Raw genomic sequence first — 23509 nt, forward strand, 5'->3', positions numbered from 1 at the left:
CCGCCTAGAGATCCTTGCGGCACTGCGCCTTGCCCAGCTCGTACAGGCCGTTCAGGTCACCGGCGGCCAGGCCGTCCGGGGCGCCGATCTCGGGATACATGAGCTGTACCGGGTCGTCCACATGCTCCAGCCCCATCACGTGGCCCAGTTCGTGCAGGATCACTGCGGTGGCATACGCGGCGCCATCCCGCTGGCCGAGGTCCTCGGCGATCTGCGGGGCATCGAGTTCCAGGCTTCCGGTGACGAAGCTCTTGGGTCCGTCACCGAAGCTGAAGTGGGTGCTGCCCCCTGTGCCGATCACCGGACCCTTGAGCTGCGGGGCCTGGTCCGGGGTGGTCCAGGCGATCAGCAGCGGCGCCCAGCGGTCCCCGTACGCGGCCTGTTGGTAGGGGGCGCGAGTCTGGGAGGGCGCCTCGGTGGTCGCACCGTCGTTGACGAACTTGATGCCGGTAGCTCGGGATATCGTACTGATTGCGTCCTCGACCAGGCGCTCGGCGCCTTCCGGAGCCAGTGCCGCGTTCACCACGTAGTGCAGCGGCCGGCATGGTGAATAGCCCACAGGAGTGCCGTCGTCGTTCATGGCCAGGAACCTGTACGAGCTGCTGGCGACGGCCGGTTTCAGCGGGTGTCCGAGCGGCTCGGCCTGCTCTTCGACGCCGGGCGGGGGAGTATCGGTCCGCACCGCCTCCGCCGACGCCGGCTGGCCGGGCTGGCCTGCCATCGCCGTGCCAGGGCCGGTGCCGCGGCTGACTTCGAAGAGTCCGGCGAAACGCGGATCCCCGTAGATGAAACCGGCGGCCAGGAACGCGGCGCCGGCAATCAGGGCTGCGGTCGCGAGGCCGCGGAGGATCCGCCATGTGGCTCGGGAGCGGCTGTGCCGCGGTGACCGGTCCCGGAACTCAGGACCCTCCACTAGGCGACCACGGCGCCGAAGGCCATGCCCAGCAGATACGTCACGCCTGCCGCGCCCATGCCGATCGCCAACTGGCGAAGGCCGCGGGTTGCCGGTGAGGTGCCCGACAGGAGCCCGACGACGCCGCCGGTGAACAGGAGCGCCAGGCCCACGAGCGCGGCGGACAGCGCGAGCGCCGCAATTCCGGTCATGCCCAGGACGAAGGGGATAATCGGCACGATCGCCCCGGAAGCGAAGAAACAGAAGCTCGACGCCGCCGCGCTCCAGGCAGTGCCGACCGCTTCGTGCTCGTCACGGGCTTCCGGGACCTCCGGCTGCAGGGACAGGCTGGGATCGCAGTCGCAGTCGCGCAGGCCCATCCGCTCCGCAACGCGGTGCTCGGCAGCCTCCCGCGACATGCCGCGGGCCAGGTAAACCAGCAGGAGTTCGTTGTGTTCGATGTCCAGCGAGGGTGCGGCGGCCAGGGTGATCTGGGTGGGGCGGGTCGCGGCCAGGAGTTCACGCTGTGAGCGCACGGAAATGAATTCGCCGGCGCCCATGGACAGCGCTCCTGCCAGCAGCCCGGCGACGCCGCTGAGCAGGACCACGGAACTGCCTACGCCGGAGGCGGCCATGCCCATGACCAGGGACAAGTTGCTGACCAGCCCGTCGTTGGCGCCGAAGACGGCTGCGCGGAAGGTGCCGGCCAGCCGGTTGCGGCCCCGGGTCGCGAGCCCGCGGACCACTTCCTCGTGGATCTGCTCGTCGGCGACCATAGCCGGAGTGGCGGAGGGATCCGTGGCGTACGGCGAACGGCTTTCCGCCCGCTGGGCAAGGGCCAGGACAAATACCGAGCCGAAGTGGCGGGCCAGGAAGCCCAGCAACTGGCTGCGAAGCGAGGCGGGGCGGGGGCGGCCGGCGTGGTCGCCGAGGAGCTGGAGCCAGTGGGCTTCGTGGCGGCCTTCGGCTTCGGCCAAAGCGAGGAGGATGGCGCGCTCTTCGCCGCTGCGGTTCTGGGCCAGGTCCCGGTAGACGGCGGCTTCGGCCCGTTCGTCGGCGAGATACTGCCGCCACCGCTTGATGTCCGCGGAGCTCGGTGCCGCGGCGGGCGCCTCGTGGCGCGGTGCGGGGTGGAGGGGTTCCGGGCGGCGGGGTCCGGTGTTGAACGGATCGGATGTGGCGTGCTGGGACACGGAAGCTCCTGGGCTTGAAAGGGCATGGTTCGGCCCCATTGCGTCTCCAGCGTACCGCTTATTTCCGCGTATTTTCGGCTGGCGATCCTCAGCGGGGAGTTTAGGCGGACCGTAAAAAGTAGGGCGCCGCGGGGTAGGTCCGGGCCGGGGCGCAAACCGGGCTGTGCGCAGGCCGTCCCCGGGCCGTAGAGCCCTTGACCGTCCGGGTCCGCGGTGTTCGAATGAAAGCCACGGCGGGTTCTCCGGAGCCGCTGCCGCCACCGAGGCCCTACGGAGGTTGCACCATGGACAACAGCGGATCCCACCCCGTCCAGCCGGCAAGGGATACGGTCGAATCCGATCCGGCCTATGACTACGCGGAGGACACCCCGGTCGATGCATCGGAGACCGAGGAGGAGGAACTGCTCGAGGAGGCTGAGCGGCTGGTCCCGCTGGACAAAGACGATTTCCTCGGGGAAGACCAGCCGGTGGTGCCCCTGGACGGGGACGAATTCCGCCCGCCGGAAGAACCGGAGTAAGCAGCTCTCCCTCTGGCCTAACCATGACGAAACTGACGAAACCAACGACGACGGCGGCGCCTCCCGGAAGGGAAGCACCGCCGTCGTCGTATGTTTGGCTGCTAGTGCGTCAGGACAGGAACCTGTTCGTCCTCGGCGGCGCCGCCGGCGACCCGGCGGTGCCAGTTGGCCATGACCGCGGGATCCGTCGGCTTGGTCAGCAGTGACACCGCAATGTAGACCACGGCGGAGGCCAGCAGGCCGAAGTAGATCGGCTCGTTGGCGTAAATACCGTCCAGCGGCACCTCGGCGTTGATCTCCAGGATGATCATGGTGCCGAGCGTGATGACCGAGCCCACTGCCATGGAGGCGGCCGCTGCGACGCCGGTGCCGCGCTTCCAGACCAGGCCGCCGAGGATGGCTACGAGGAGCCCGCCGACCAGGATGTCGTAGGCGATGGTGAGGGCCGCGACGACGTCCTTGGTGATGATGGCGATGACGATCGCCACGATGCCGAGCCCGAGGACCCACATGCGGTTTGCCTTGACGTCGTGCTCCGGGTTGTCGGTGTCGTCGGTGTTGATGTTCTTGCCGAACCAGCTCGCGACGAACGGCAGGACGTCGGCGCGGGCCACGGTGGCGGCGGCGATCAGGGCACCGGAAGCCGTTGACATCATGGCGGCGACGGCCGCGGCGAGGACCAGGCCGCCGATGCCGATCGGCAGCAGGTTGGTGGCGACCTCGGCGTAGACAACGTCTTTGCCGAGGGCCTTGACGTCGATGTCCGGCAGCGCGACGCGGGCGCCGAGGCCAATGAGGGCGCCGGCCGCACCGTAGAGGATGCAGTAGATGCCGGCGGTGGCGCCGCCCCAGCGGGCGACCGTGGGGGTCTTGGCGGTGAAGACGCGCTGCCAGATGTCCTGGCCGATCAGCAGGCCAAGGGTGTAGACGACGAAGTACGTGATGATCGTCTGGATGCCGATGCCGTCAATCTGGAAGAAGCTGGCGTCCACGCGGGCACGGATGCCGTCGAGGCCGCCGGCGGCGTTGAGCGTAAACGGCAGCATCAGGAGGAAGATGCCGACCGTCTTGATGACGAACTGGACCTGGTCGGCCAGAGTGATGGACCACATGCCGCCGATGGTCGAGTAGACCAGGACAATCGCGCCGCCGACGGCGATGGCGAGGGCGCGGTCCCAGCCGAAGAGCACCACGAAGATGGTGGCGTAGGCGCCGGTGGACGTGGCGCAGAGCATCAGCGTGTAGGCCAGCATAACGATGCCGGAGGTCTGGGTGGCGTGGCTGCCATACCGCAGGCTCAGCATCTGGGAGACGGTGTAGATCTTGAGCTTCTGGATCGTGCCGGCGAAGAGCAGGCTGAGCAGCAGCACGCCGACGCCGATCGCGACCACGAGCCACATGCCGGAGATGCCGAACTTGTAGCCCAGGCCGACGCCGCCGACGGTGGAGGCGCCACCGAGCACGACGGCGGCCATGGTTCCGGTGTACAGGAACGGGCCGAGGCGGCGGCCGGCCACCAGGAAGTCGCTGTTGTTCTTGGTGCGGGACTTACCCCACCACCCGAACGCCAGCATGGCGACCAGGTACACCACCACAATGGCGATGTTGACGAAACTTGCGTCCATTAAGGGCTCCTCAGAGCTGTTCGGAGCAGGGCTGACCCGGCCGGCGCTCAACAGGGCGCCGGAGAATCAGGTGCTTCTTGACGGGTACGGTGACGGATTGCCGGCGGAAATGTCACTTGGGTAAGTTACTCCACCGTGTCTATTCGGCAGCAATTGCCTCATAGGCAACACTTGTTGCCAAACAGTATGTTGTGACCCGGGTAACAGTCAAGACGCATTACGCGTCGCGGGTACATCCGGCCTCCACGGGACACCGTCCCGCTAGTATTGCTCCAACGATGGGGCCAAGCGGCCGGCCGTGAAAGGTTCCTAAATGAAGGCTCTACCAGTAGAACCGAGCAACGTTCCCGTTGCCATCGGTTCCCGGATCCGTGCCGCCCGGCAGTCGCAGCGGCTCACCATCGAGCAGGTCGCCGACGCGACCGGGTTGACCAAGGGATTCCTCAGCCGGGTCGAGCGCGACCTTACCTCTCCCTCGGTGGCGTCCCTTGTGACGCTGTGCCAGGTGCTTTCCATTTCGATCGGCGATCTTTTTGCCGCCCCCGAAACGCATCTCACCAAGAAGAACGAAGGCCCGCGGATCTCGCTCGGCGGCGAGGGGATCGTGGAGCGGCTGCTGACCGCGCGCTCAGAACGCCGCGTGCAGATCATCCAGGCCGTGATCGAGCCCCGCGGCCGCGGCGAGTCGGAACTCTACGCGGTGGACTGCGACGTCGATGTGCTCCACGTCGTCCGCGGCAGCATCCGGCTGATCCTCACCAATGAGGAATTCGAATTGCACACGGGGGACACCGTGACTTTCCCGGGCCGTGAGCCGCACACGTGGGTGAACCCGACGGATGAAGCCGTCGAGGTCCTCTGGGTGCTGGTCCCCGCCGCGAGCCGCTAGGGTCCTGGGCCCGGGTTGAGGTTTGGGCTGCGTTCCTTCCCGGCTACTCCCTTCCGGGGTGCTTCCAGGACGCGTTCCGGTTCGAACCAGATGTGCTCGGGCATGTACCGGAGCACGGCGAAGCCGCTCAGGGTTGAGGCGTTGTTCCGGCCGAGGTCCCGGCGCAGGGACTCGCGGCTGGAGTGGAACGCGAAGCCATCAACCTCGACAATCAGGTAGCCCTCGATCAGGAAGTCGACCCGGCCGATTCCGGGCAGGTAGACCTGCGCCTCGTAGCCAATTCCGTTGGACCGGAACAGGTGCTGGGCGTCGACCTCAACAATGGATTCGGCCCGGAGATCCAGCTGGTGCAGCGCTTTCAGGGCCCGGCCGGACCGGTCTGCCGTGAGCTGGGCCTTCAACAGCTCGAGCGGGACGCCATGCAGGCGCATGGCAGAGGTGGCGATGGCCGTCGATGCCGGGGGAGCGAGGCAGGTCATTGCATGGAGCACCACGTCCTCGATCCCGGCCAGCGGCAGCGAGGGGTGACCGTCGAACCTGACCGTCCGGTGCCGGATGAAGCCCCCGCCGTGGCCGTGGTTGCAGGCGAGGTGGGGTTGCTTAGGGGCCTCCCGCAGCCAGAGGCCATAGTGTCCCGCCGCACTCGCACAGCTGACCCGGGCGTTGTGCCGGATCGCGGCCTCGAACTCGGGTTGGCACTCGGGGAGGATGAAGACGCCGCGCCGGGGATGGCGGGCAATCGTGGCAAGCCGGGAGATGTCCGTCCGGGAGTAGCCGGCGGCCAAAAGTTGTCCGGTCCGGGCGACGCCGCCGAGCTGGGTCAGGAAGTCCAAGCGGTCCATCCACCCAGTACACGGCCGCTACGGGCTGGGGAGTGCCGGCGGATTGGGCTATCTGGATAAGTCACGCCCACAACTTCGTGGCTCGGGGCACCCGCCCGAAGCAAAGGGGGGCCGCGCTCCTGCCCAGTTACTTTCGGCAGCACCGGCCCCAGCCCAACACAACACCCGGTATTCCGCGGAATCGCTCCGCGCGGGCGGCCTGCGGGTGGAAGTAACTGGGCTGGAGCGTCAGAACCCGGCGTCGCCAGGAAGCATAGGTAAACATTTGATGCACAAGAGACAACTTCGAGTGTATGATGGCTGTCACACCCGTCGGTCAATCCTCGAAGGAGAGGCTTTCTTTTGGAAGAGCTGCGCATCGAGGCCAATGGCAACCTTGGCCCCATCGATTCATCCCGCATCCCGCGCTACGCGGGAGCCGCCACCTATGCGCGCCTGCCGCGGCTGGACCAGGTCGCCAAGGCGGACGTCACCGTTGTGGGCGTGCCCTTCGACTCGGGGGTCTCGTACCGCCCCGGCGCCCGCTTCGGGTCCAACCATATCCGCGAAGCCAGCCGCCTCCTGCGCCCGTACAACCCAGCCTGGGACGTCAGCCCCTTCGAAAACATCCAGGTGGCCGACGCCGGCGACATGGCCGTCAATCCCTTCAACATCAATGAAGCGATCGAGACCATCCAGCAGAACGCCCTGGACCTGACCGCCTCCGGCAGCAAACTGGTGACCCTCGGCGGGGACCACACCATCGCCCTGCCCCTGCTGCGCGCTGCCGCGGAACGCGCCGGAGAGCCCGTCGCCATGCTCCACTTCGACGCCCACCTGGACACCTGGGACACCTACTTCGGCGCGGAATACACGCACGGCACGCCCTTCCGCCGCGCTGTCGAGGAAGGCATCCTGGACACCGAGGCCATCAGCCACATCGGCACCCGCGGCCCGCTCTATGGCAAGAAGGACCTCGACGACGACCACCGCTTCGGCTTCGGCATCGTCACCTCCGCCGACGTCTACTACCAGGGTGTGCTGGAAACCGTCGCCAAGGTCCGCGACCGGATCGGCAACCGCCCGCTGTACATCTCCGTGGACATCGACGTGCTGGATCCGGCCCACGCGCCCGGCACCGGAACCCCGGAAGCCGGCGGCATCACCAGCCGCGAGCTGCTGGAAATCATCCGCGGCTTCCGCGGCATGAACCTGGTCGGGGCCGACGTCGTCGAGGTCGCCCCCGCGTACGACCACGCAGACATCACCGGCGTCGCCGCCAGCCATGTGGCCTACGAACTCGTCACGCTGATGGCAGACCGTGCGGTCGAAGGCGACCGGTTCGGTGCGGCCACCGGCTACGCCGCGCAGGCCCTCGGCCAGGAATCCCGCCGCCCGGCCGGCTTCGCAACGCCGGCGTCCCAGCGTGTTGAGAGCGGGGTCTCCCAGTGACCGGCGTGCGCAACGGCGGCGACCTCGTCGTCGAGACACTCGAGGCGCTCGGCGCCAAAACCGTCTTCGGCATTCCGGGCCAGCACGCCCTGGGTCTCTTCGACGCCATGGGCCGCGGCAACCTGCACTTCGTCTCCTCCCGGGTGGAGAACAACTCGGCCTTCGCCGCGGACGGCTACTCCCGCGCCACCGGCGAGGTCGGCGTACTCTTCCTCTCCACCGGCCCCGGCGCACTGACCTCCCTGGCGGGGCTGCAGGAGGCCTACGCCACCGGCGTTCCCATGGTGGTCGTCGCGAGCCAGATCCCGCTGGAAGGACTCGGCGCACGCCGCAAGGGCATGCTGCACCAGCTCGATGACCAGAAGGCCTCGGCCGCCAACGTCACCAAGAGCCAGCGGCTGATCCAGCACGCCTCCGGCATTCCCTCCGCCATCCAGGACGCCTGGACCGAGGCGATCTCCTCGCCGCAGGGCCCCGTCTGGCTGGAAATCCCGCAGAACGTCCTGCTGGATCCCATCATGGTGCCCCCGGTGGAGGACGCCCTCGCCGAAGCCGCCGACAATCCGCCCCGCGTGGAACTCGTCCGCGAGGCAGTGAAATGGCTCTCGACGGCGGAACGTCCCGCCATCATCGCCGGAGGCGGCACCCGCCGCGGCCGGGCCGAGAAGTCGCTTCTCTCCATTGCGGAGAAGCTCCGCGCGCCGGTCATCTGCACCCCCGGCGGCAACGGCGCATTCCCGTGGAGCCACGAGCTCTCGCTGCAGGCCTGGATCGAGGACCAGCACATGACGGAGCTGCTCGAGGACGCCGACGTGCTGATCGTCATCGGCTCCTCCCTGGGCGAGGTCACCTCCAACTACTTCACCTTTGAGCCGCGCGGCCGGATCATCCAGATCGACGCCGAACCCCGCGTGCTGGAATCCAACCGCCCCGGCCTGGGTATCCGGGCCGACGCTGGCCAGGCACTCGCCGCGCTCGACGCCGCCCTGACGGAACCGCACGGAGAGCGCGCGGACTGGCACGGCACCTCACCGGAGACCCTGGTCAAGGAAACCCTGGCCAAAGTCAAGGCCCGGCTGGAATCCCAGGACCTCGGCAAGGAACTGAAGTTCATGGCTGACATCCGGGAAGCCGTTCCCTCCGCCATGCAGACGTTCTGGGACATGACCATCTCCGCCTACTGGGCCTGGAGCTGCTGGGACGCCCGCGAAGGCCAGTTCCACTCCGCCCAGGGCGCCGGCGGACTCGGTTTCGGCTTCCCCGCGGCGATCGGCGGCGCAGTCGGCTTGGAAACCACCGGCACGCCCGGCGGCGCATCTGCTGGAAATGCCCGCGTGCTCGCGGTGTCCGGTGACGGCTCGGCGATGTACTCCATCTCCGAACTGGCCACGGCCAAGCAGCACAACGTTCCGGTCACCTGGCTGATTGTCGACGACGGCGGCTACGGCATCCTGCGCGAATACATGGTCGGCGCGTTCGGCAAGGCCACCGCCACCGAGCTCGCCCGTCCCGACTTCGTCAAGCTGGCCGAGGCCTTCGGCGTCCCCGCAGTCCGGGTGGCCCCCGAGGATGTCGGGGACGCGCTCAGGGCGGGGTTCGCCGCCGACGGGCCGAACGTCGTCGTCGTCGAAACCCTGCTCAAGATGTTCGCCCCCACCCATTTGGAGGCCTGAGCCAAGCTCAGCTCCTTGCTCAAAATGCCCGGCGCGGACCGGCAGCACTGCTGCCGGTCCGCGCTTGGCATTTAAGCCGCGGGCATCGCAAAACAGGGTTAGTTTCCCAAAGTAACTAAATTCCTGCTATATTTGTTGCCTAAGGCAAGCAAAGCCAATAAAGGCAAGAAATAGGGAGCCGTGATGGCAGTCGCGCCGGACACCGCAGCCAAACTCGTCCACCAGATCTTCGACCTGCAACGCGCCGTCCGCTGCGTCGCCGCCCTGAAACTCCGCGGCGAGGACACCGGAGTGGCACTCCAGGGTGTCCTGCGTTTCGTGGGGGAGGGGGAATCCCGGGCCACCAGGCTCGCGGACCGGCTCGGAGTCAGCGCCCCCGTCCTCAGCCGGCACATTGCCGAACTGGAGGAGCAGGGCTACGTGGTCCGCCGGCCCGACCCCCTGGACGGACGGGCGCAGCTGATCGCGCTCTCCGCGTCAGGAGTCGAGAAACTCCGCTTCATCGAGGACCAGCGCGCCGCGACACTCCTTGGCTTCCTGCAGGACTGGAGCGAGCAGGACGTCGAAGAGACAACGAACACCCTCCAGAAACTTGCTGAGTCCCTCAGGACATCAGCCCGGGCAACGACGGCCGGATCCACCACCACGACCGAAATTGTTTGAGGAGCGCCCCATGGCAGCAATCACAGAACAGCCCCCCGCACCGCCGGCGGTGATGACCCACCGCCAGATCATGGAAGCCCTGACCGGCCTGCTGGCCGCATTCTTCACCGCGATCATCAGCAGCACGATCGTGGCGAACGCCCTGCCCACGATCATGTCCGAGCTGCACGGAACCCAGACTGACTTCGCCTGGGTCATCACCGCTGCCCTGCTGGCCAATGCCGCGACCACCCCAATCTGGGGCAAGCTGGCCGACCTCTTCAACAAGAAGCTCCTGGTCCAGCTCAGCATCGTGATCTTCGTGGCCGGGTCCGTCATGGCGGGCCTGTCGGAGACCATCCCGCTGCTGCTGACCGCCCGCGTCATCCAGGGCATCGCCATGGGCGGGCTCACCGCGCTGGCCATGGCCATCATCGGCTCCATCATCCCGCCCCGCGACCGCGGCAAGTACTCCGGCTACATGGGCGCCGTTATGGCTGTTGGCACTGCCGGGGGACCGCTGCTCGGCGGTTTCATCGTGGACAGCCCGCTGGGCTGGCGCTGGACGTTCTTCGTCTGCGTCCCGCTCGCCGTGATCGCCCTGATCCTGCTGCAGGTCACCCTGAAACTGCCGCACGTCAGGCGCCCCGCGAAGATCGACTGGCTCGGCTCCATCCTTCTGACCTCCGGCGTGAGCCTGCTGCTGATCTGGGTGTCCTTCGCCGGCAACCCGGACTACTACGACTGGTTGTCCTGGCAGAGCGCGGCCATGGTGGGTGGCGGCGTGGTCCTGCTGGCCCTGCTAGTCCTGGTGGAATCCAGGGTGCCGCAGCCCATCATTCCGCTGAAGATCATCTCGCAGCGCACCACCGCACTCGCCATCCTGGCCTCAATCGCCGTCGGCGTCGGGATGTTCGGTTCCTCCGCCTTCCTCGGCCAGTACTTCCAGGTGGCCCGCGGCGCATCACCCACCGAAGCCGGGCTCCTGACCCTCCCGATGATCGCCGGCAACCTGATCGGTTCCGTCGTCTCCGGGCAGCTGATCAGCCGGACCGGAAAATGGAAGCGGTACCTGCTCGCGGGCGCCATCCTCCTGATCGCTGGCCTGGGGCTGACCGGAACCATCGACCACACCACTGAGCTCTGGCAGACCGGTGTCTACACTGCGATCCTCGGCCTCGGCCTCGGCCTGCTGATGCAGAACCTCGTCCTGGCGGTGCAGAACACCGTGCGGGCCAGCGATATCGGAACCGCCAGCGCCTCGGTGGCGTTCTTCCGGTCGGTCGGCGGTGCCATCGGTGTCTCCGTATTGGGCGCCGTCATGGCCAACCGGGTGAAGGAACTCGCCACCGAGGGACTCGCCGCCGCGGGGATTACCGTCAGCGGCGGTGCCGGCGCCAGCATGGACCTCAAGGACATGCCGGAGCCCGTCCGGGAAATCATGCGGGCCGCCTACGGTGACGCCACCGCGCAGATCTTTATGATTTCCGCGGTCATCGGCCTGGTCGCACTGGTGGCGATTCTCTTCATCAAGGAACAGCCGCTGCGGCGCACCGTGGACATCGTCAGTCCCTCCGCCAAAGGCGATGACGGCATCGACGACGGCGGCCCGGCCCCGTCCGCCGCGACTGCGGTCGAGTCGGCGGCCCCCGCCGCGGCGTCATCCGCCAGCCCGCTGGCCGGGACCGGAATCGTCGACCTCGACCGGGAGTTCATTGACGTCCTCGGCCGGCAGCGGGAAAGCCAGCGCCGGGGCAACTGAACGGGGGAGCTTGGTTATGGCCCGGGTTCGGGGAACGGAGAGGCCACGATCACAACGTTTTTCCCGAACAGGTCTTCCGTGTAGCAACTGATGATGACGACGCGGTTGGGAACGACCTGCCAGATCGGATTGTCCTTGAGTGAGGACTTATTTTCGGTGGAGATGGAGTCAACCCGGTAGCGGATCTGTCCGGCGGCCGTCGTCACTTCGAAGATGTCCCCGGGGGCTGCGGCCGAACTGAGCCGGTTGAACGGTGCGTCCCGGCCTTCCCAGCTGTGGCCCATGATGTAGGTCGTGTTGGTGGATCCCGCCCCGGGAACGCCGAAGTTTGTGACCCAGTAACCGTCCAAGGACACGGGCGGCACGATGGTTTGGGCTTCGATTTCGGCTGGGCTTGGATCCAGGGAGTGGACCACGACGTCGAAGCCTGCCGACGGGTAGACGATGCGGACGGGTGCCGCCGCCAGGGGCAGCGCAGGTGGCGGTGCAGGCGCCGCTTGCGCTGCGCTGCCGGCCGCAACCTTGCCCGGAGCGACGGCGGCCGTCTCCAGCGGGCCGGGACTGGGGCTTGCCGGAGCCACAAGTGCCGGTGCTGCCGGCAGGCTGGCTGCCAGATCGGACCGGGCGGGCGTTCCCTGCCCGGACAGATAGGCCAAGACCAGGAAAGCGGCCAGTCCGCAGGCCAGGATCAGCAGATCGCCGCGGTTCCAGGTCTGGTGTTTCGCGGTCGTTGCGCCACGGGCCAGGGAGTGCCGGGCGGTGGAGTGGCGGAAGGGCATCGGAGCTCCTTCGTGAGTTCGGAACGATGGGGACACCGGACCCGCTTGGATCCGGTGTCCCCTCGCCAACGCAACCGCTAGATGGCTGCGTCCGCGCCCTGCCCGCGTCCCCGGCGCCGCAAGGCGACCACAGAACCGGCCGCGAGCAGTGCCGCCAGGCCAGCCGCCCACCCCGGAAGCCCGGCGTCGGAGCTGTTGGAAACGGCGGTTTGAGCGTTGAACCCGCGGTTGACCGCAACGGCGGCCCCGGCGCCCGAAGGCACTACAGCGGCTGCGCCCGCTCCGGGCGGCACCGCCGCTGGAGGAACAACCGCTGGAGGAACAACCGCCGGAGGAACAACCGTGGGCGGCTCAGTGGTTCCGCCACCGCCGCCCGGGTTCTCTTCCTCGTCGTCGTCATCAGCTTCGTGGCAGCCCTTGGCAGGGACCGGGTAGATGTCGGCGTTGCCGTTGTGGCCGTCCTTGTGCCCGTTCAGCCACGCCTTTTCGGAAATGGTGATGACGTTGTAGGGGTTCTCCTCAGATCCCGTTGCGTGGCAAATGGTGACTTTCTTCGAATCCGAGCCGTTGTCATCGTCGTCGTTGTTCCCGTTGTCGCCACCCGGGCACCCACCGGCCGGGGCCGGAACGATGTCGTCGTCGTGCACGCCCTGGGCGTTGTGTCCGTTGAGTCCGTTCTCGCTGATCGTAATTTCGTTGTATGGATGAGAGTCCGAGCCGGTCGCGTGGCAGATGGTGATCTTGTCGTCTGGGCCGGCAAAAGCGGGGGCGCTGGTCGCTAGTAGGGCAAGGCCGGCAATGCCGGCCGCTGCAAGGACTTTCTTCATGGCAGTGCTCTTTCTGGATCATTTTGGACTGACCAGACTGCTGGGGGTGGGGGCTCGTGGCCGAGCCGACCGCTCATCGAAGATTCCCAGATAACCTTCGTTTCCCCTGCAGAGTTGTCCAGTTGCTGACAACTTCACGCTAGGTCGATGAACGCTCGCGGACACGAGTAATCGCTACCCCGTGGGCTACCGGTTCTTTTTTTGCCGGTACTACTGTGACTACTGGTAACTACGGGTAACTACTGGGACCCAAGGTGAGGAAGTCCGTCAAAGCTACGAAAAGTACGCCGTTTGGATGATTTTCCGTCGCCGATGTTCCCCGCGGGCCGGTCGTTTCGTAGAGTTGGATGGCTATGGCTGTCGGCCCCCTCTGCTAGTAATAGGAGCATCCGGTGGATGTTCCCTCGCCAGAACCTTCTCCAGCCTCATTTATTCGGTATTTCCTTAAGGACTCGTGGGCATGCTCGTCACTCTCATACGGCGCTATTCGAAGCCGTATCTGCCATACATCTGGGCAGTCATTTTCTTCCAGCTCGCCTCCACCATCGCGGCGCTGTACCTTCCCAGCCTGAACGCCCAGATCATTGACGAGGGCGTCTCGCGCGGCGATACGGACTACATCTGGCGGACCGGCGGCGTGATGCTTGGCGTGGCGCTGATCCAGGTCGCCACCGCGATCGCGGGGGTGTACTTCGGGTCCAAGGCCGCCATGGCGTTCGGCCGCGACCTGCGCCGCGGCGTGTTCCGCAAGGTCACTAGTTTTTCCGCGAAGGACGTCAACGTTTTCGGCGCCCCCACCCTGATCACGCGCGGCACCAACGATGTCCAGCAGGTGCAGATGCTCATGCTGATGGGCCTGAACTTCATGGTGGCCACCCCCATCATGTGCATCGGCGGCATCTTTATGGCCCTTCGCGAGGACCTCAACCTGTCCTGGCTGGTCTGGGTCTCCGTGCCGGTGCTCATCGTGGTGGTGGGCTACCTCGTGGTCCGCCTGATGCCGCTCTTCCGGTCCATGCAGGTCAAGATCGACCGGCTCAACGGGATCCTGCGCGAGCAGATCATCGGCATCCGCGTCGTCCGCGCCTTCGTGCGCGAACCCCACGAAGCCGAGCGGTTCGGCGCGGCCAACAAGGAACTGACGGACGTGTCACTGAAGATCGGCTCGCTCTTCGTGCTGATGTTCCCGGCCATTGGCATGATCCTGCACATCTCCACCGCCGCAGTGCTCTGGTTCGGCGGCCAGCGGGTCGACGCCGGTGAAATGCAGGTCGGCGCGCTCACGGCCTTCCTGCAGTACCTGCTGCAGATCCTGATGGCGGTCATGATGGGTACCTTCATGGCGATGATGATTCCCCGCGCCTCGGTCTGCGCGGACCGCATCGGCGAGGTGCTCGACGTCGAACCCTCCATCCACGAGGCGCTCGCCCCCGTGGCGCCGGCTGAAAAGGCCGGCCGCGTCGAATTCCGGAACGTGTCGTTCGCCTACCCCGGCGCCGAAGCGCCGGTGCTCAGCGACATCAGCTTCACTGCCGAGCCCGGCCAGACTGTGGCGATCATCGGATCCACCGGTGCCGGCAAGTCCAGCCTGCTGGCCCTGCTGCCCCGGCTCTACGACGCAGCCTCGGGGGAGGTGCTGCTCGACGGCGTCCCGGTCACCCACCTGGACCGGGCTGAAATCACCCAGCGCGTCGCCATGGTGCCGCAGCGGCCCTACCTGTTCTCGGGGTCCATCGAGCACAACCTGCGCTTCGGCAAGCCCGAGGCCACGGACGAGGAACTCTGGGACGCCCTGACGGTGGCCCAGGCGGCGGACTTTGTGCGCGAGAAGAAGAACGGGCTCGGCTCCCGGATTGCCCAGGGCGGCACCAACGTCTCGGGCGGGCAGCGCCAGCGGCTCTGCATCGCGCGCGCCCTCGTCACCGAGCCCAAGGTCTTCCTGTTTGACGACTCCTTCTCCGCGCTCGATGTCGCCACTGACGCCAGGCTCCGCCGCGCGCTCAAGGCGAAGACCACCGATGCCACCGTGATCATTGTCGGCCAGCGCGTCTCCACCATCGCCGACGCCGACCAGATCCTGGTGCTCGACAACGGACGGATCGTGGACCGCGGCACGCATGAAGAACTGCTGGAGAGCTCCAGCACCTACCAGGAAATTGTCGAATCCCAGCTGACCGCGGAGGCAGTGGCATGAGCACCAAAGAGAACGTCTCGCCCGACTCCCGGAAGCGGAACTCCTCAGAGCCGGCCTCCACGGCGCCCGACTCGCAGACCCCCGAACCGCTGGTTCCCGAATCGCAGCTCTCCGGCGCGCACGTTACCGGCGCCGAGCCGGACGATGATGACTTCTATGAAGAGGAGTACCGGCCGGGCGAAGCCGACGGCGGCATGTTCGGCGACATTCCGGCCAAGAAGGCCCAGCACTTCTGGCCCTCCGCGAAGCGGCTGATGGGCCTGCTGAAGCCGGAGCGGGCCGGCATCATCGCCGTGCTTGCGATGGTGACGGTTGCCGTCGTCCTCAACGTTGTGGCGCCCCGGATCCTTGGCCAGGCGATGGACGTGATCTTCGGCGGCGTCATCGGCAAGCAGCTGCCGGCCGGCGGCACCAAAGAGCAGTTCGTCGAGGGCCTGCGCGCCCAGGGCCAGGACAACTTCGCGGACATGCTTGCCAAGATGGATGTCATCCCCGGTGTCGGCATCGACTTCCAGGAGCTCGCGTTCCTGATCAGCGTGGTTCTGGTGATGTACTTCGTCGCCAACATCTTCCTCTGGCTGCAGGGCTACGTCCTGAACATCCTGGTCATGCGGGTGGTCCGCCAGCTGCGCGACGACACGGAGAAGAAGCTCAACAGGCTCCCGCTGAACTACTTCGACACCCGGCAGCGCGGCGACATCCTCTCCCGTGTCACGAACGACGTGGACAACATCCAGCAGGCCCTGCAGCAGGCCTTCGCGCAGCTGGTGAACTCGGCGCTGACGGTGATCGGCATCGTCATCATGATGTTCATCGTGTCCTGGCAGCTGGCGCTGATTGCCCTGGTCGCACTGCCGCTTTCGGCTGTCGCCGCCGGCATCATCGGTTCCCGCAGCCAGAAGCTCTTCGCCGCCCAGTGGAAGAACACGGGCGAGCTCAACGGCCAGATCGAGGAGTCCTTCTCCGGCCACGACCTCGTCCGCGTCTTCGGCCGCGACGCCGACATGCTGGACCGCTTCGACGAGCGGAACGACGCCCTCTACAAGGCCAGCTTCGGCGCGCAGTTCGTCTCCGGCATGATCATGCCGGTCATGCAGTTCGTGTCCTACCTCAGCTACGTTGGAATCGCCGTCGTCGGCGGCCTCCGCGTCGCGTCCGGCGGGATGAGCCTGGGCGACGCCACCGCGTTCATCCAGTACTCGCGCGAGTTCACCCAGCCGCTGGGCCAGATGGCGGGCATGGCCAACATGCTCCAGTCCGGCGTCGCCTCCGCGGAACGCGTGTTTGAATTCCTCGACGCCGAGGAACAGGACGCCGAGACCGCCACCGAGCAGCTGCCGGCCAAGACCGACGGCCACGTCGATTTCCGCAACGTCACCTTCAGCTACACCCCGGACAAGCCGCTGATCGAGGACCTGTCCTTCACCGCAGAGCCCGGGCACACGGTCGCGATCGTGGGTCCCACCGGTGCCGGCAAGACCACCCTGGTGAACCTCGTGATGCGGTTCTACGAGCTCCAGGGCGGCAGCATCACCCTGGACGGCGTCGACATCACCCACCTGAGCCGTGCTGAGCTGCGCGCCAAGGTGGGCATGGTGCTCCAGGATGCCTGGCTCTTCGGCGGCTCCATCTACGACAACATCCGCTACGGCAAGCTGGACGCCACCGAGGAACAGGTGATGGAGGCGGCGAAAGCCACCTTCGTGGACCGCTTCGTCCGGGCCCTTCCGGACGGCTACAACACCGTCATCGACGAGGAAGGCAACAACGTCAGCGCAGGCGAGAAGCAGCTGATCACCATTGCCCGGGCCTTCGTGGCCAATCCGTCGCTCCTGATCCTGGACGAGGCCACCAGTTCGGTGGACACCCGCACCGAAGTGCTCGTGCAGAAGGCCATGGCCGCCCTCCGCACCGACCGCACCAGCTTCGTGATCGCCCACCGCCTCTCCACCATCCGCGATGCCGACACCATCCTGGTGATGGAGGCCGGCCGGATCGTGGAGCAGGGCGACCACGCCCAACTGCTGGACCTCAAGGGCGCCTACTACCGCCTGTACATGTCCCAGTTCGCCGGCGAGGACGCAGAGATGGCCTTCGCGGAAAACACGGCTGACGACGCGACGGCGGTACACAGCTGAGCGCCGCCGGCGCCGGGGCGGAGTCCGCAGAGTCTGTGTCCCGGCGCATCGAGGTGCAGATCCCGATGCGCTGGGGCGACATGGACGCCTACGGCCACATCAACAACGTCCAGATCGTCCGGATCCTCGAGGAAGCCCGCATCGCGGCCTTCGGCCCGCCGCGGGGCTCCGGGCTGCCGGGCATCGAGCCTCCGGTACCTCTGTTCAACGAGGTCCCGGAGGGGACGCTGGCGCTGATCGTGGAGCACAAGATCCGCTACGTCCGGACCCTCGAATACCGCAATGTGCCGGCCCTGGTGCAGCTGTGGATCGGCGCGGTGAAGGGTGCCAGCTTCGACATCCACTACCTCGTCCAGGACCCCGTCACCCGTGAGGACTGCGTTCGGGCCACGAGCCATCTGGCGTTCGTGGACGAGGCCACGGGGCGGGTGCTCAGGCTTACGCCGGAGCAGAAAGGGAAGCTCGCCCGCCTCACGCCGGTTCACTCCGGGTGAGCCAGCCCGTCCCAACGGGCAAGCGGAACCGGTCCTATGGCCTCTACCTCGCTCTTCGGATCGTCCCTAGAATGAACTGTCCGCGGGCAGTGAGCCCCGAAGCCAAGGAGCACAGATCATGGTGAACAAACGAGCACAGATGATTGCCAATAAGAGGAAGATGATCGCCCGGAAGAAGGCATGGAAGGACCTCTCGCCGACGGCGAAGTTCGGAACCATCGCAGCCGCCGTCGTCCAGCTCTCGCTGCTTGTCGCGGCCCAGACGGACATCACCCGGCGCCCCGCGGATCAGATCCGCGGCAGCAAGGCGATGTGGCGGGTTGCCACGCTGATCAACTTCGTCGGCCCGGGCAGCTACTTCACCTTTGGCGTCAAGCGGCATGCCGCAGCCAAGTAGGAACGGCTGAAGGGAGGGCAGGCCGCTCATTCGAACCTACTTCTCAGTAGCATCCGGGCGCCGCGTGATGCGGGTTGTCAGCTTAAGCCTGTAAATTGAAAGCATGACCCCATCCAAAAAGCCCGCCATGCACCGCGCCCTCGGCATCTCCAAGGAGATCGAAGACGCTGCGTGGTTTGTCTTGGGGCCAGGGCTGCACGGTAAACCGTCTGCCCTGGACGGACGCACCAAAACGTGGTCGGTGCAGGCCGCCGCGGAGCTGCTCGACCGCCTCGAACGCGGGGTCCCGGACCCCAAAGCCCCCATGATGACCAACCTGCGGCAGAACCTCCAGGACGCCTCCCGGGGCGCCAAGCAGTTGGCCGTGGAGCTGCTTTTCCTGCAGTCCCTGCCGCTGGCCCACGAGGTGAAATCACTCAAGGTCAAACGCGCGCGGGTGGCGGAGGCCGCGTCCTGGCTGGAGCCGCCGCTCGAACTGCCGGACGAGCTGTTCGCGGGCATGACGGATCACGGTGTCATCCGGGACCGCACCGCGGAGTTCAACTGGACCATCTGGGACCACCTGAAATGGCTCTGCCGGTTCGTGCAGCACGTCGCGCAGCGGCCGGCAGGCGCCGTCGCGGCGGCCGTCAAGGATCCGCTGGCCTTCCACCAGCTGGTGGCCGGCACACCCGATGACCAACCGGCCATCCGCCGCAGCATCGAGTTCCTGGTCTGGCCCAGCTACTTCGAGCCGGTCGTGGCCGACGTCGAGCGCCAGGAAATCCGCGACGCCTTTGCCTCCCTGGTGGGCGGGGCGAAGGGCGACACCGACGAGGAAATTTCCGCGGACATCCACCGCATCCGGCTGCACCTCGACGAGCAGGCCGGCCAAAGGATCGACTGGTACTCCCGGCAGCTCGTGAGTCAGTGGCGGAAGGTCGGCGACCCCGGCCGGCGCGCCTGGCTGCTGCGCACCCACCACGACAACGCCGAACTCCTCGGCACCTGGCAGGCCGAGGAATCGGTGACGCTCGACGTCGAGCACCTCCGCCTGCTGGACCCCGGCGTCACCGCCGGGCTGGTCCAGCACGCCGTGGACGAGGACTACAAGCACCTCGGCTACGTCGAACGTGAGGACACCAAGACGGCTGTGTTCGCCTTCCTGACCGTGATGAAGCCCGGCGACCTGACGCTCTACCAGAGCTCCGGCACCGTCCGGGTGGGTGTGGTCCTCGGCGAGCCTGAACACCACGAGGACAACCGCCGGCTGCGCCGCAAGGTCCGCTGGTTCGACGAAACCCACGACATGACTGAACTGCCCCGCCACGTGCAGCGGCAGCTGGCCACCTCCGGCATCATTGTGGACATCACCCGCGTCATCCAGGCCCTCGAAGCGCTGCTGCCCGCCGAAGCGGAAGCTGAGCCCGGCGACGACAACGAGCCGGCCGCCGTCGTCGAGCCTGCCTGTGAAGGGTTCCGCCCGCTGACACCGGAGTTCGCCGCGTCCCTGCACATGGACCTGGAGCCGCTGCAGGAGATCGCCGAACTGCTGGAGGAGAACCGCCAGCTGGTGCTGTACGGTCCGCCCGGCACGGGCAAGACTTACCTTGCCAAGCACCTGGCCGCCCAGCTCGCCGGTGACACCACCGACGAACGCGTCAAGCTGGTGCAGTTCCACCCCTCGTACGCGTACGAGGACTTCTTCGAGGGTTTCCGCCCGGACAAGACCGAGGAAGGCCAGGTGTCCTTCAAGCTTGTGGCCGGGCCGCTGCGCCGGATCGCGGAAGAGGCGGCCAAGCCCGGGAATGAGAGCAAGCCGTACTTCCTGATCATCGATGAAATGAACCGGGCGAACCTCGCGAAGGTGTTCGGCGAACTGTACTTCCTGCTCGAATACCGCGACGACCGGATCTACCTGCAGTACAGCCCCAACGAGCCTTTCACGCTGCCGGACAACCTCTACATCATCGGCACGATGAACACCGCCGACCGGTCCATTGCGATGATGGACGCCGCCATCCGCCGCCGCTTCTCCTTCATTGAGCTGCACCCCAAGACGGAGCCGGTGAAGGGCTCGCTGCTGCGGTTCCTGCAGGCCCGCGACCTGGATACGACGCCGGCCCTGCTGATGGACGCGCTCAACGACGCCATCGACGAGTGGGACCGCGACCTCATGATCGGCCCGTCCTACTTCATGAAGAAGTCCGCCCAGACGCCCAAGGGCCTACGCCGGATCTGGAAGTACGAGCTGATGCCGCTGCTGGAGGAGCACTACCATGGCCAGCTGAACCGGGCCCAGCTGGAGGAGCGGTTCGGACTGGACCCGCTGCTTGACCGCCTTGCGCGCGTCTAGCCAGCCGAAGCCGGCCAGCCACGGCGCACCGGGTTCGCAGCCGGTCCGCCGGATCGTCCTCGACGAGCTCTCCGGCGGCGTCGTCGACCGGCTGGACCCGGACAGCGCGGCCTACCTCAACGGCAGCGGACTGGCCAAGGCCTCGCCGATGGGCATGGGCCTGTACCGGATCGAGCCCGTGGGGAAAGTCGGTTCGGTGCGGACGCCGACGGTGCAGCTCGAAGTACGGCCCAAAGAACGGCTCGGCCTTGACCGGCTCCTGTTCCTGCTCGGCTACGCCGGCGACCAGGGCTTCCGGGAGGATTCCGTCGCCGCGGTCGAGGAGGCGGATCTGTGGAGTGCGCTGGCGGAGTCGCTGGCACAGCTCTCGGACCGTGCGCTCAGCCGCGGCGTGTTGCAGGGCTACCTGAACGTCGACGAATCGTTGCGGACGGTCAAGGGCCGGATCCGCATTTCGGACCAGATTTCGCGCCGGCCCGGGATGCTCGTGCCGCTCGAGGTGTCTTACGACGAGTTCACCGAGGACATCGCGGAGAACCGCATCCTGCGGGCGGCGCTGGAACGGATGTCCCAGGTCCCGGGGGTGCGGCCCGAGGTGCTGAGCCGGCTCCGCCAGCTCAAGGGCAAGCTCGCCGCCGTGACCCGGCTGCAGTCCGGCGCTCCCTTGCCGGCGTGGCGGGCCAGCCGGATGAACACCCGGTACCAGGCTGCACTGCGGCTCGCCGAGGTGATCCTGCGCCATGCCTCGGCGGAGGCCGGCGACGGCACGCAACAGTCGGCGTCGTTCGTGGTGGACATGTCCGTCGTGTTCGAGGACTTCGTCGGCACAGCGCTGCGCGAGGCCATGGCGGCGTACCCGGGGGAGATGCGGCTGCGGTACAACGCCCTGCTCAACGAGGCCGTCCGCGATTCGGACCGGATCGTCGTGCAGCCCGGGGCGGTCCACCTGCTGGGAGGACGGCCGGTGATGGTCTACGACGCGAAGTACCAGGCCGCGGCCGACGCCGGGGCGTCACTCTCGGGGGACCACTACCGGATGCTGGCGTACTGCACGTCCCTGCGCGTGCCGACAGCCTGGCTGGTGTATCCGGGCGCCGGAGAGATCAAGCTGCGCCGGATCCTCAACACTGACATCGATGTTGTGGAGTTCCCGCTGGACCTGTCGAGGCCGCCGTCGGAAATCCTGGCATCCGTCGCGGACCTGGCACAGCAGTCCTGGGGCGAAGTGGTGCGTCAGGCGACCATCAGCCGCTGACTTACTCCCTGGCGGGTCGCGGCTAGCCGGCTTCCTGCTCCACGGAAACAGACAGAAGGTGGTTCAAAAGCGCCTTTTCCGGCTGGCCGGGGTTGTTGGCGACATGCCAGCGAAGTTTCTCGCGCACGTGCGCCTCTTCGGGCTTGGTGTCGGAGAGAATCGCATCAATGATCGTGGATACCTGTCGACGCAGGGGTTCGAGATCTGGATCGACCGCGGGGGACCGCCGGTACTCCTGCGGCCGAAAATCAGGGGATGATTTCGAGGGTCGAGCGATAGTCCTCGGCATTTTGGTGGACCTCAGCAAGTGCGGCATCTGGCGCTCTCCCGTTGAGTAGAAGTACGAGTAAGTGCGGACCCGATAGAGTCCTTGTCCCCAGATTCGGATATTACCCGAGGCAGAACAGTCTGTCTCGTATGGACGCAAAGAGATTCTTATGTCGCTCTCAGCTAGTTCCGGAGTTTCAGGACCGCGGCCGCGTGGTGCGGCCGACGGCGGATCTGCTGTGCCCGGGGTCCGGGACCGTATTCTCGCGGCCGCCTACGAACTCTTCTCCACCCGCGGCGTCCGCAGCGTTGGCGTTAACGAACTGATCAGCCGCTCGGGCGTGGCGAAGGCCAGCTTCTACCGGCATTTCGCTTCCAAGGATGAGCTGGTGCTCGCCTTCCTGGCGCGAAGGGACCAGCAATGGACCCTGGACAAGATTGTCTCCGAAGCGCTGCGGAGGGGAACCAAACCCGAGGAGCAACTGCTGGCGATCTTCGATGTATTCGCCGACTGGTTTGCGCGCGAGGACTTCGAGGCGTGTTCGTTCGTCAACGTGCTGCTTGAGATGGGACCCCGGCACCCGCTGGGCAAGGCCAGCATCGACTACCTCGCGAAGATCCGTGGACACGTGCAGCACCTTGCGGAGCAAGCGCGGCTCAGGGATCCGGAGGAATTTTCCCGGTCCTGCCACATCCTGATGAAGGGCTCGATCGTTTCAGCCGCCGAGGGGGACCTTGCCGCTGCCGGCCGCGCCCGTCAAATGGCCGGTTGGCTGATCGACCACCACCGGGTCTAGTCTTCGAGGCCGGCAGCGGGTGCTTCTGCGGCGAGCGGTGCTGTGACAGGACGTGCTGCGGCACGTGGTTCTGCTGCGGTGGTGTGCGGGCTGCTGGCCAGCAGGAACTCGTCCAGTTGCCTTTCCAGCGCGGAAAGATCCTTGAGCCCGCACTCCCAGACGGTGAGGACTTCCCAACCCATGCCCGCCAGCTGTGCACGCTGCAGTGCATCGCGGTTCCGCGTTCTGGTGCGTTTGGTCTCCCAAAACTCAGCGTTCGCCTTGGGTGCGTGCTGCCCCACCCGGCAGTCATGGAAGTGCCAGAAGCAGCCGTTGACGAAGATGACTTTGTGGCGGCCGGCGAAGACCAGGTCCGGGTTGCCAGGCAGGCGTCCGCCCCGGGCTGTACCGTGCAGCCGGTAGCGGTAGCCCTTGGCGTGCAGCAGCTTCCGGACCAACAGTTCAGGCTTGGTGTTCTTCCCGCGGATGCGGGACATGTTCCAGCTGCGCCGCTCGGGTGTCAGCTTGTCCGCCATGAATTAAGTCTAGGCGGCGGGGCTGGTTCGTATGCCGGCAGGGC

Annotated in this window: 21 protein-coding genes; 13 read left to right on the plus strand and 8 right to left on the minus strand. The window is 66.6% G+C overall.

The window, feature by feature from the left end:
* Positions 1-4: 4 nt before the first annotated feature.
* The gene (locus tag LDO13_RS03595; RefSeq protein WP_224048700.1) at positions 5-913 is read right to left on the minus strand and encodes a matrixin family metalloprotease; all 909 of its coding nucleotides are present in this window, start codon (positions 911-913) and stop codon (positions 5-7) included.
* Positions 913-2085, minus strand: coding sequence for a VIT1/CCC1 family protein (locus tag LDO13_RS03600; RefSeq protein ID WP_224048701.1), 1173 nt, complete (start codon positions 2083-2085; stop codon positions 913-915). Before LDO13_RS03600 ends, LDO13_RS03595 begins: the two co-directional genes overlap by 1 nt.
* A gap of 284 nt (positions 2086-2369) precedes the next feature.
* On the opposite strand from LDO13_RS03600, the gene LDO13_RS03605 reads away from it, so the two are divergent.
* The gene (locus tag LDO13_RS03605) at positions 2370-2603 is read left to right on the plus strand and encodes a hypothetical protein (protein WP_224048702.1); all 234 of its coding nucleotides are present in this window, start codon (positions 2370-2372) and stop codon (positions 2601-2603) included.
* A gap of 101 nt (positions 2604-2704) precedes the next feature.
* Here LDO13_RS03605 and LDO13_RS03610 read toward each other — a convergent pair whose 3' ends face one another.
* Positions 2705-4228, minus strand: a complete 1524-nt coding sequence (locus LDO13_RS03610; protein ID WP_224048703.1) for a sodium:solute symporter — start codon at positions 4226-4228, stop codon at positions 2705-2707.
* Between the two features lie 313 nt (positions 4229-4541).
* Here LDO13_RS03610 and LDO13_RS03615 point away from each other — a divergent pair, with 313 nt between their 5' ends.
* A complete protein-coding gene (locus LDO13_RS03615; protein WP_160667531.1) occupies positions 4542-5117 on the plus strand; it encodes a cupin domain-containing protein in 576 nt (191 codons plus the stop codon).
* Here LDO13_RS03615 and LDO13_RS03620 read toward each other — a convergent pair.
* A complete protein-coding gene (locus tag LDO13_RS03620; RefSeq protein ID WP_224048704.1) occupies positions 5114-5959 on the minus strand; it encodes a DUF559 domain-containing protein in 846 nt (281 codons plus the stop codon). The two genes, LDO13_RS03615 and LDO13_RS03620, sit on opposite strands and share 4 nt — an antisense overlap.
* 342 nt (positions 5960-6301) lie before the next feature.
* Here LDO13_RS03620 and speB point away from each other — a divergent pair, with 342 nt between their 5' ends.
* From speB to LDO13_RS03640, 4 genes are all read left to right on the plus strand, one after another.
* Positions 6302-7390 carry an agmatinase gene (speB, locus tag LDO13_RS03625; protein WP_224048705.1) on the plus strand — a complete coding sequence of 363 codons (1089 nt, stop codon included), beginning with the start codon at positions 6302-6304 and terminating at the stop codon, positions 7388-7390.
* Entirely contained in the window at positions 7387-9063 is a 1677-nt protein-coding gene (locus tag LDO13_RS03630) for a thiamine pyrophosphate-binding protein (protein WP_224048706.1), read from the plus strand. The genes speB and LDO13_RS03630 overlap by 4 nt, the downstream gene beginning before the upstream one ends.
* Positions 9064-9246: 183 nt before the next feature.
* Entirely contained in the window at positions 9247-9726 is a 480-nt protein-coding gene (locus LDO13_RS03635) for a MarR family transcriptional regulator (protein WP_224048707.1), read from the plus strand.
* A 10-nt stretch (positions 9727-9736) separates the two neighbouring features.
* Entirely contained in the window at positions 9737-11467 is a 1731-nt protein-coding gene (locus tag LDO13_RS03640) for an MFS transporter (protein WP_224048708.1), read from the plus strand.
* 14 nt (positions 11468-11481) lie between these two features.
* On the opposite strand, the gene LDO13_RS03645 is transcribed toward LDO13_RS03640, so the two are convergent.
* Together LDO13_RS03645 and LDO13_RS03650 are read right to left on the minus strand one after the other, a co-directional pair.
* Positions 11482-12246 carry a class F sortase gene (locus tag LDO13_RS03645; RefSeq protein ID WP_224048709.1) on the minus strand — a complete coding sequence of 255 codons (765 nt, stop codon included), beginning with the start codon at positions 12244-12246 and terminating at the stop codon, positions 11482-11484.
* Between the two features lie 77 nt (positions 12247-12323).
* Complete coding sequence (locus LDO13_RS03650; protein WP_224048710.1) at positions 12324-13073, minus strand: hypothetical protein; 750 nt, start codon at positions 13071-13073, stop codon at positions 12324-12326.
* A 460-nt stretch (positions 13074-13533) separates the two neighbouring features.
* Between LDO13_RS03650 and LDO13_RS03655 the strand changes: the two genes are divergently transcribed.
* The 6 genes from LDO13_RS03655 to LDO13_RS03680 all read left to right on the plus strand — a co-directional run bounded on the left by LDO13_RS03655 (position 13534) and on the right by LDO13_RS03680 (position 21886).
* On the plus strand, positions 13534-15267 hold the full coding sequence (locus LDO13_RS03655) for an ABC transporter ATP-binding protein (protein ID WP_224048711.1): 1734 nt from the start codon (positions 13534-13536) through the stop codon (positions 15265-15267).
* A 194-nt stretch (positions 15268-15461) separates the two neighbouring features.
* Complete coding sequence (locus tag LDO13_RS03660) at positions 15462-17405, plus strand: ABC transporter ATP-binding protein (protein ID WP_224049653.1); 1944 nt, start codon at positions 15462-15464, stop codon at positions 17403-17405.
* A 65-nt stretch (positions 17406-17470) separates the two neighbouring features.
* On the plus strand, positions 17471-17899 hold the full coding sequence (locus LDO13_RS03665; protein ID WP_224049654.1) for a thioesterase family protein: 429 nt from the start codon (positions 17471-17473) through the stop codon (positions 17897-17899).
* Positions 17900-18017: 118 nt separating this feature from the next.
* On the plus strand, positions 18018-18296 hold the full coding sequence (locus LDO13_RS03670; protein ID WP_224048712.1) for a hypothetical protein: 279 nt from the start codon (positions 18018-18020) through the stop codon (positions 18294-18296).
* Positions 18297-18399: 103 nt separating this feature from the next.
* A complete protein-coding gene (locus LDO13_RS03675; RefSeq protein ID WP_224048713.1) occupies positions 18400-20631 on the plus strand; it encodes an AAA family ATPase in 2232 nt (743 codons plus the stop codon).
* A 52-nt stretch (positions 20632-20683) separates the two neighbouring features.
* Positions 20684-21886 (plus strand): McrC family protein, encoded by a 1203-nt coding sequence (locus tag LDO13_RS03680; RefSeq protein ID WP_224049655.1) that lies wholly within the window; start codon positions 20684-20686, stop codon positions 21884-21886.
* 22 nt (positions 21887-21908) lie between these two features.
* Here the strand turns inward: LDO13_RS03680 and LDO13_RS03685 are convergent, their stop codons facing one another.
* The gene (locus tag LDO13_RS03685; RefSeq protein WP_224048714.1) at positions 21909-22175 is read right to left on the minus strand and encodes a hypothetical protein; all 267 of its coding nucleotides are present in this window, start codon (positions 22173-22175) and stop codon (positions 21909-21911) included.
* A gap of 148 nt (positions 22176-22323) precedes the next feature.
* Between LDO13_RS03685 and LDO13_RS03690 the strand changes: the two genes are divergently transcribed.
* Positions 22324-22950: a TetR/AcrR family transcriptional regulator gene (locus LDO13_RS03690; protein ID WP_224048715.1), complete on the plus strand. Its 627-nt coding sequence runs from the start codon at positions 22324-22326 to the stop codon at positions 22948-22950.
* Here LDO13_RS03690 and LDO13_RS03695 read toward each other — a convergent pair.
* Complete coding sequence (locus LDO13_RS03695) at positions 22947-23465, minus strand: very short patch repair endonuclease (protein ID WP_224048716.1); 519 nt, start codon at positions 23463-23465, stop codon at positions 22947-22949. The two genes, LDO13_RS03690 and LDO13_RS03695, sit on opposite strands and share 4 nt — an antisense overlap.
* Between the last annotated feature and the right edge of the window lie 44 nt (positions 23466-23509).

Origin of the sequence: Arthrobacter sp. NicSoilB4, from assembly GCF_019977335.1 — a bacterium.
In the GTDB taxonomy this organism is placed as follows: domain Bacteria; phylum Actinomycetota; class Actinomycetes; order Actinomycetales; family Micrococcaceae; genus Arthrobacter.

What these genes read in the sequence shown, in the direction of transcription:
- LDO13_RS03675 (WP_224048713.1), top strand. Translation starts at nt 18,400, where the DNA reads ATGACCCCATCCAAAAAGCCCGCCATGCACCGCGCCCTCGGCATCTCC.
- LDO13_RS03655 (WP_224048711.1), top strand. Translation starts at nt 13,534, where the DNA reads ATGCTCGTCACTCTCATACGGCGCTATTCGAAGCCGTATCTGCCATAC.
- LDO13_RS03615 (WP_160667531.1), top strand. Translation starts at nt 4,542, where the DNA reads ATGAAGGCTCTACCAGTAGAACCGAGCAACGTTCCCGTTGCCATCGGT.
- LDO13_RS03610 (WP_224048703.1), bottom strand. Translation starts at nt 4,228, where the DNA reads ATGGACGCAAGTTTCGTCAACATCGCCATTGTGGTGGTGTACCTGGTC.
- LDO13_RS03620 (WP_224048704.1), bottom strand. Translation starts at nt 5,959, where the DNA reads ATGGACCGCTTGGACTTCCTGACCCAGCTCGGCGGCGTCGCCCGGACC.
- LDO13_RS03695 (WP_224048716.1), bottom strand. Translation starts at nt 23,465, where the DNA reads ATGGCGGACAAGCTGACACCCGAGCGGCGCAGCTGGAACATGTCCCGC.
- LDO13_RS03640 (WP_224048708.1), top strand. Translation starts at nt 9,737, where the DNA reads ATGGCAGCAATCACAGAACAGCCCCCCGCACCGCCGGCGGTGATGACC.
- LDO13_RS03660 (WP_224049653.1), top strand. Translation starts at nt 15,462, where the DNA reads ATGTTCGGCGACATTCCGGCCAAGAAGGCCCAGCACTTCTGGCCCTCC.
- LDO13_RS03645 (WP_224048709.1), bottom strand. Translation starts at nt 12,246, where the DNA reads ATGCCCTTCCGCCACTCCACCGCCCGGCACTCCCTGGCCCGTGGCGCA.
- LDO13_RS03665 (WP_224049654.1), top strand. Translation starts at nt 17,471, where the DNA reads ATGCGCTGGGGCGACATGGACGCCTACGGCCACATCAACAACGTCCAG.
- LDO13_RS03650 (WP_224048710.1), bottom strand. Translation starts at nt 13,073, where the DNA reads ATGAAGAAAGTCCTTGCAGCGGCCGGCATTGCCGGCCTTGCCCTACTA.
- LDO13_RS03605 (WP_224048702.1), top strand. Translation starts at nt 2,370, where the DNA reads ATGGACAACAGCGGATCCCACCCCGTCCAGCCGGCAAGGGATACGGTC.
- LDO13_RS03685 (WP_224048714.1), bottom strand. Translation starts at nt 22,175, where the DNA reads ATGCCGAGGACTATCGCTCGACCCTCGAAATCATCCCCTGATTTTCGG.
- LDO13_RS03635 (WP_224048707.1), top strand. Translation starts at nt 9,247, where the DNA reads ATGGCAGTCGCGCCGGACACCGCAGCCAAACTCGTCCACCAGATCTTC.
- LDO13_RS03690 (WP_224048715.1), top strand. Translation starts at nt 22,324, where the DNA reads ATGTCGCTCTCAGCTAGTTCCGGAGTTTCAGGACCGCGGCCGCGTGGT.
- LDO13_RS03670 (WP_224048712.1), top strand. Translation starts at nt 18,018, where the DNA reads ATGGTGAACAAACGAGCACAGATGATTGCCAATAAGAGGAAGATGATC.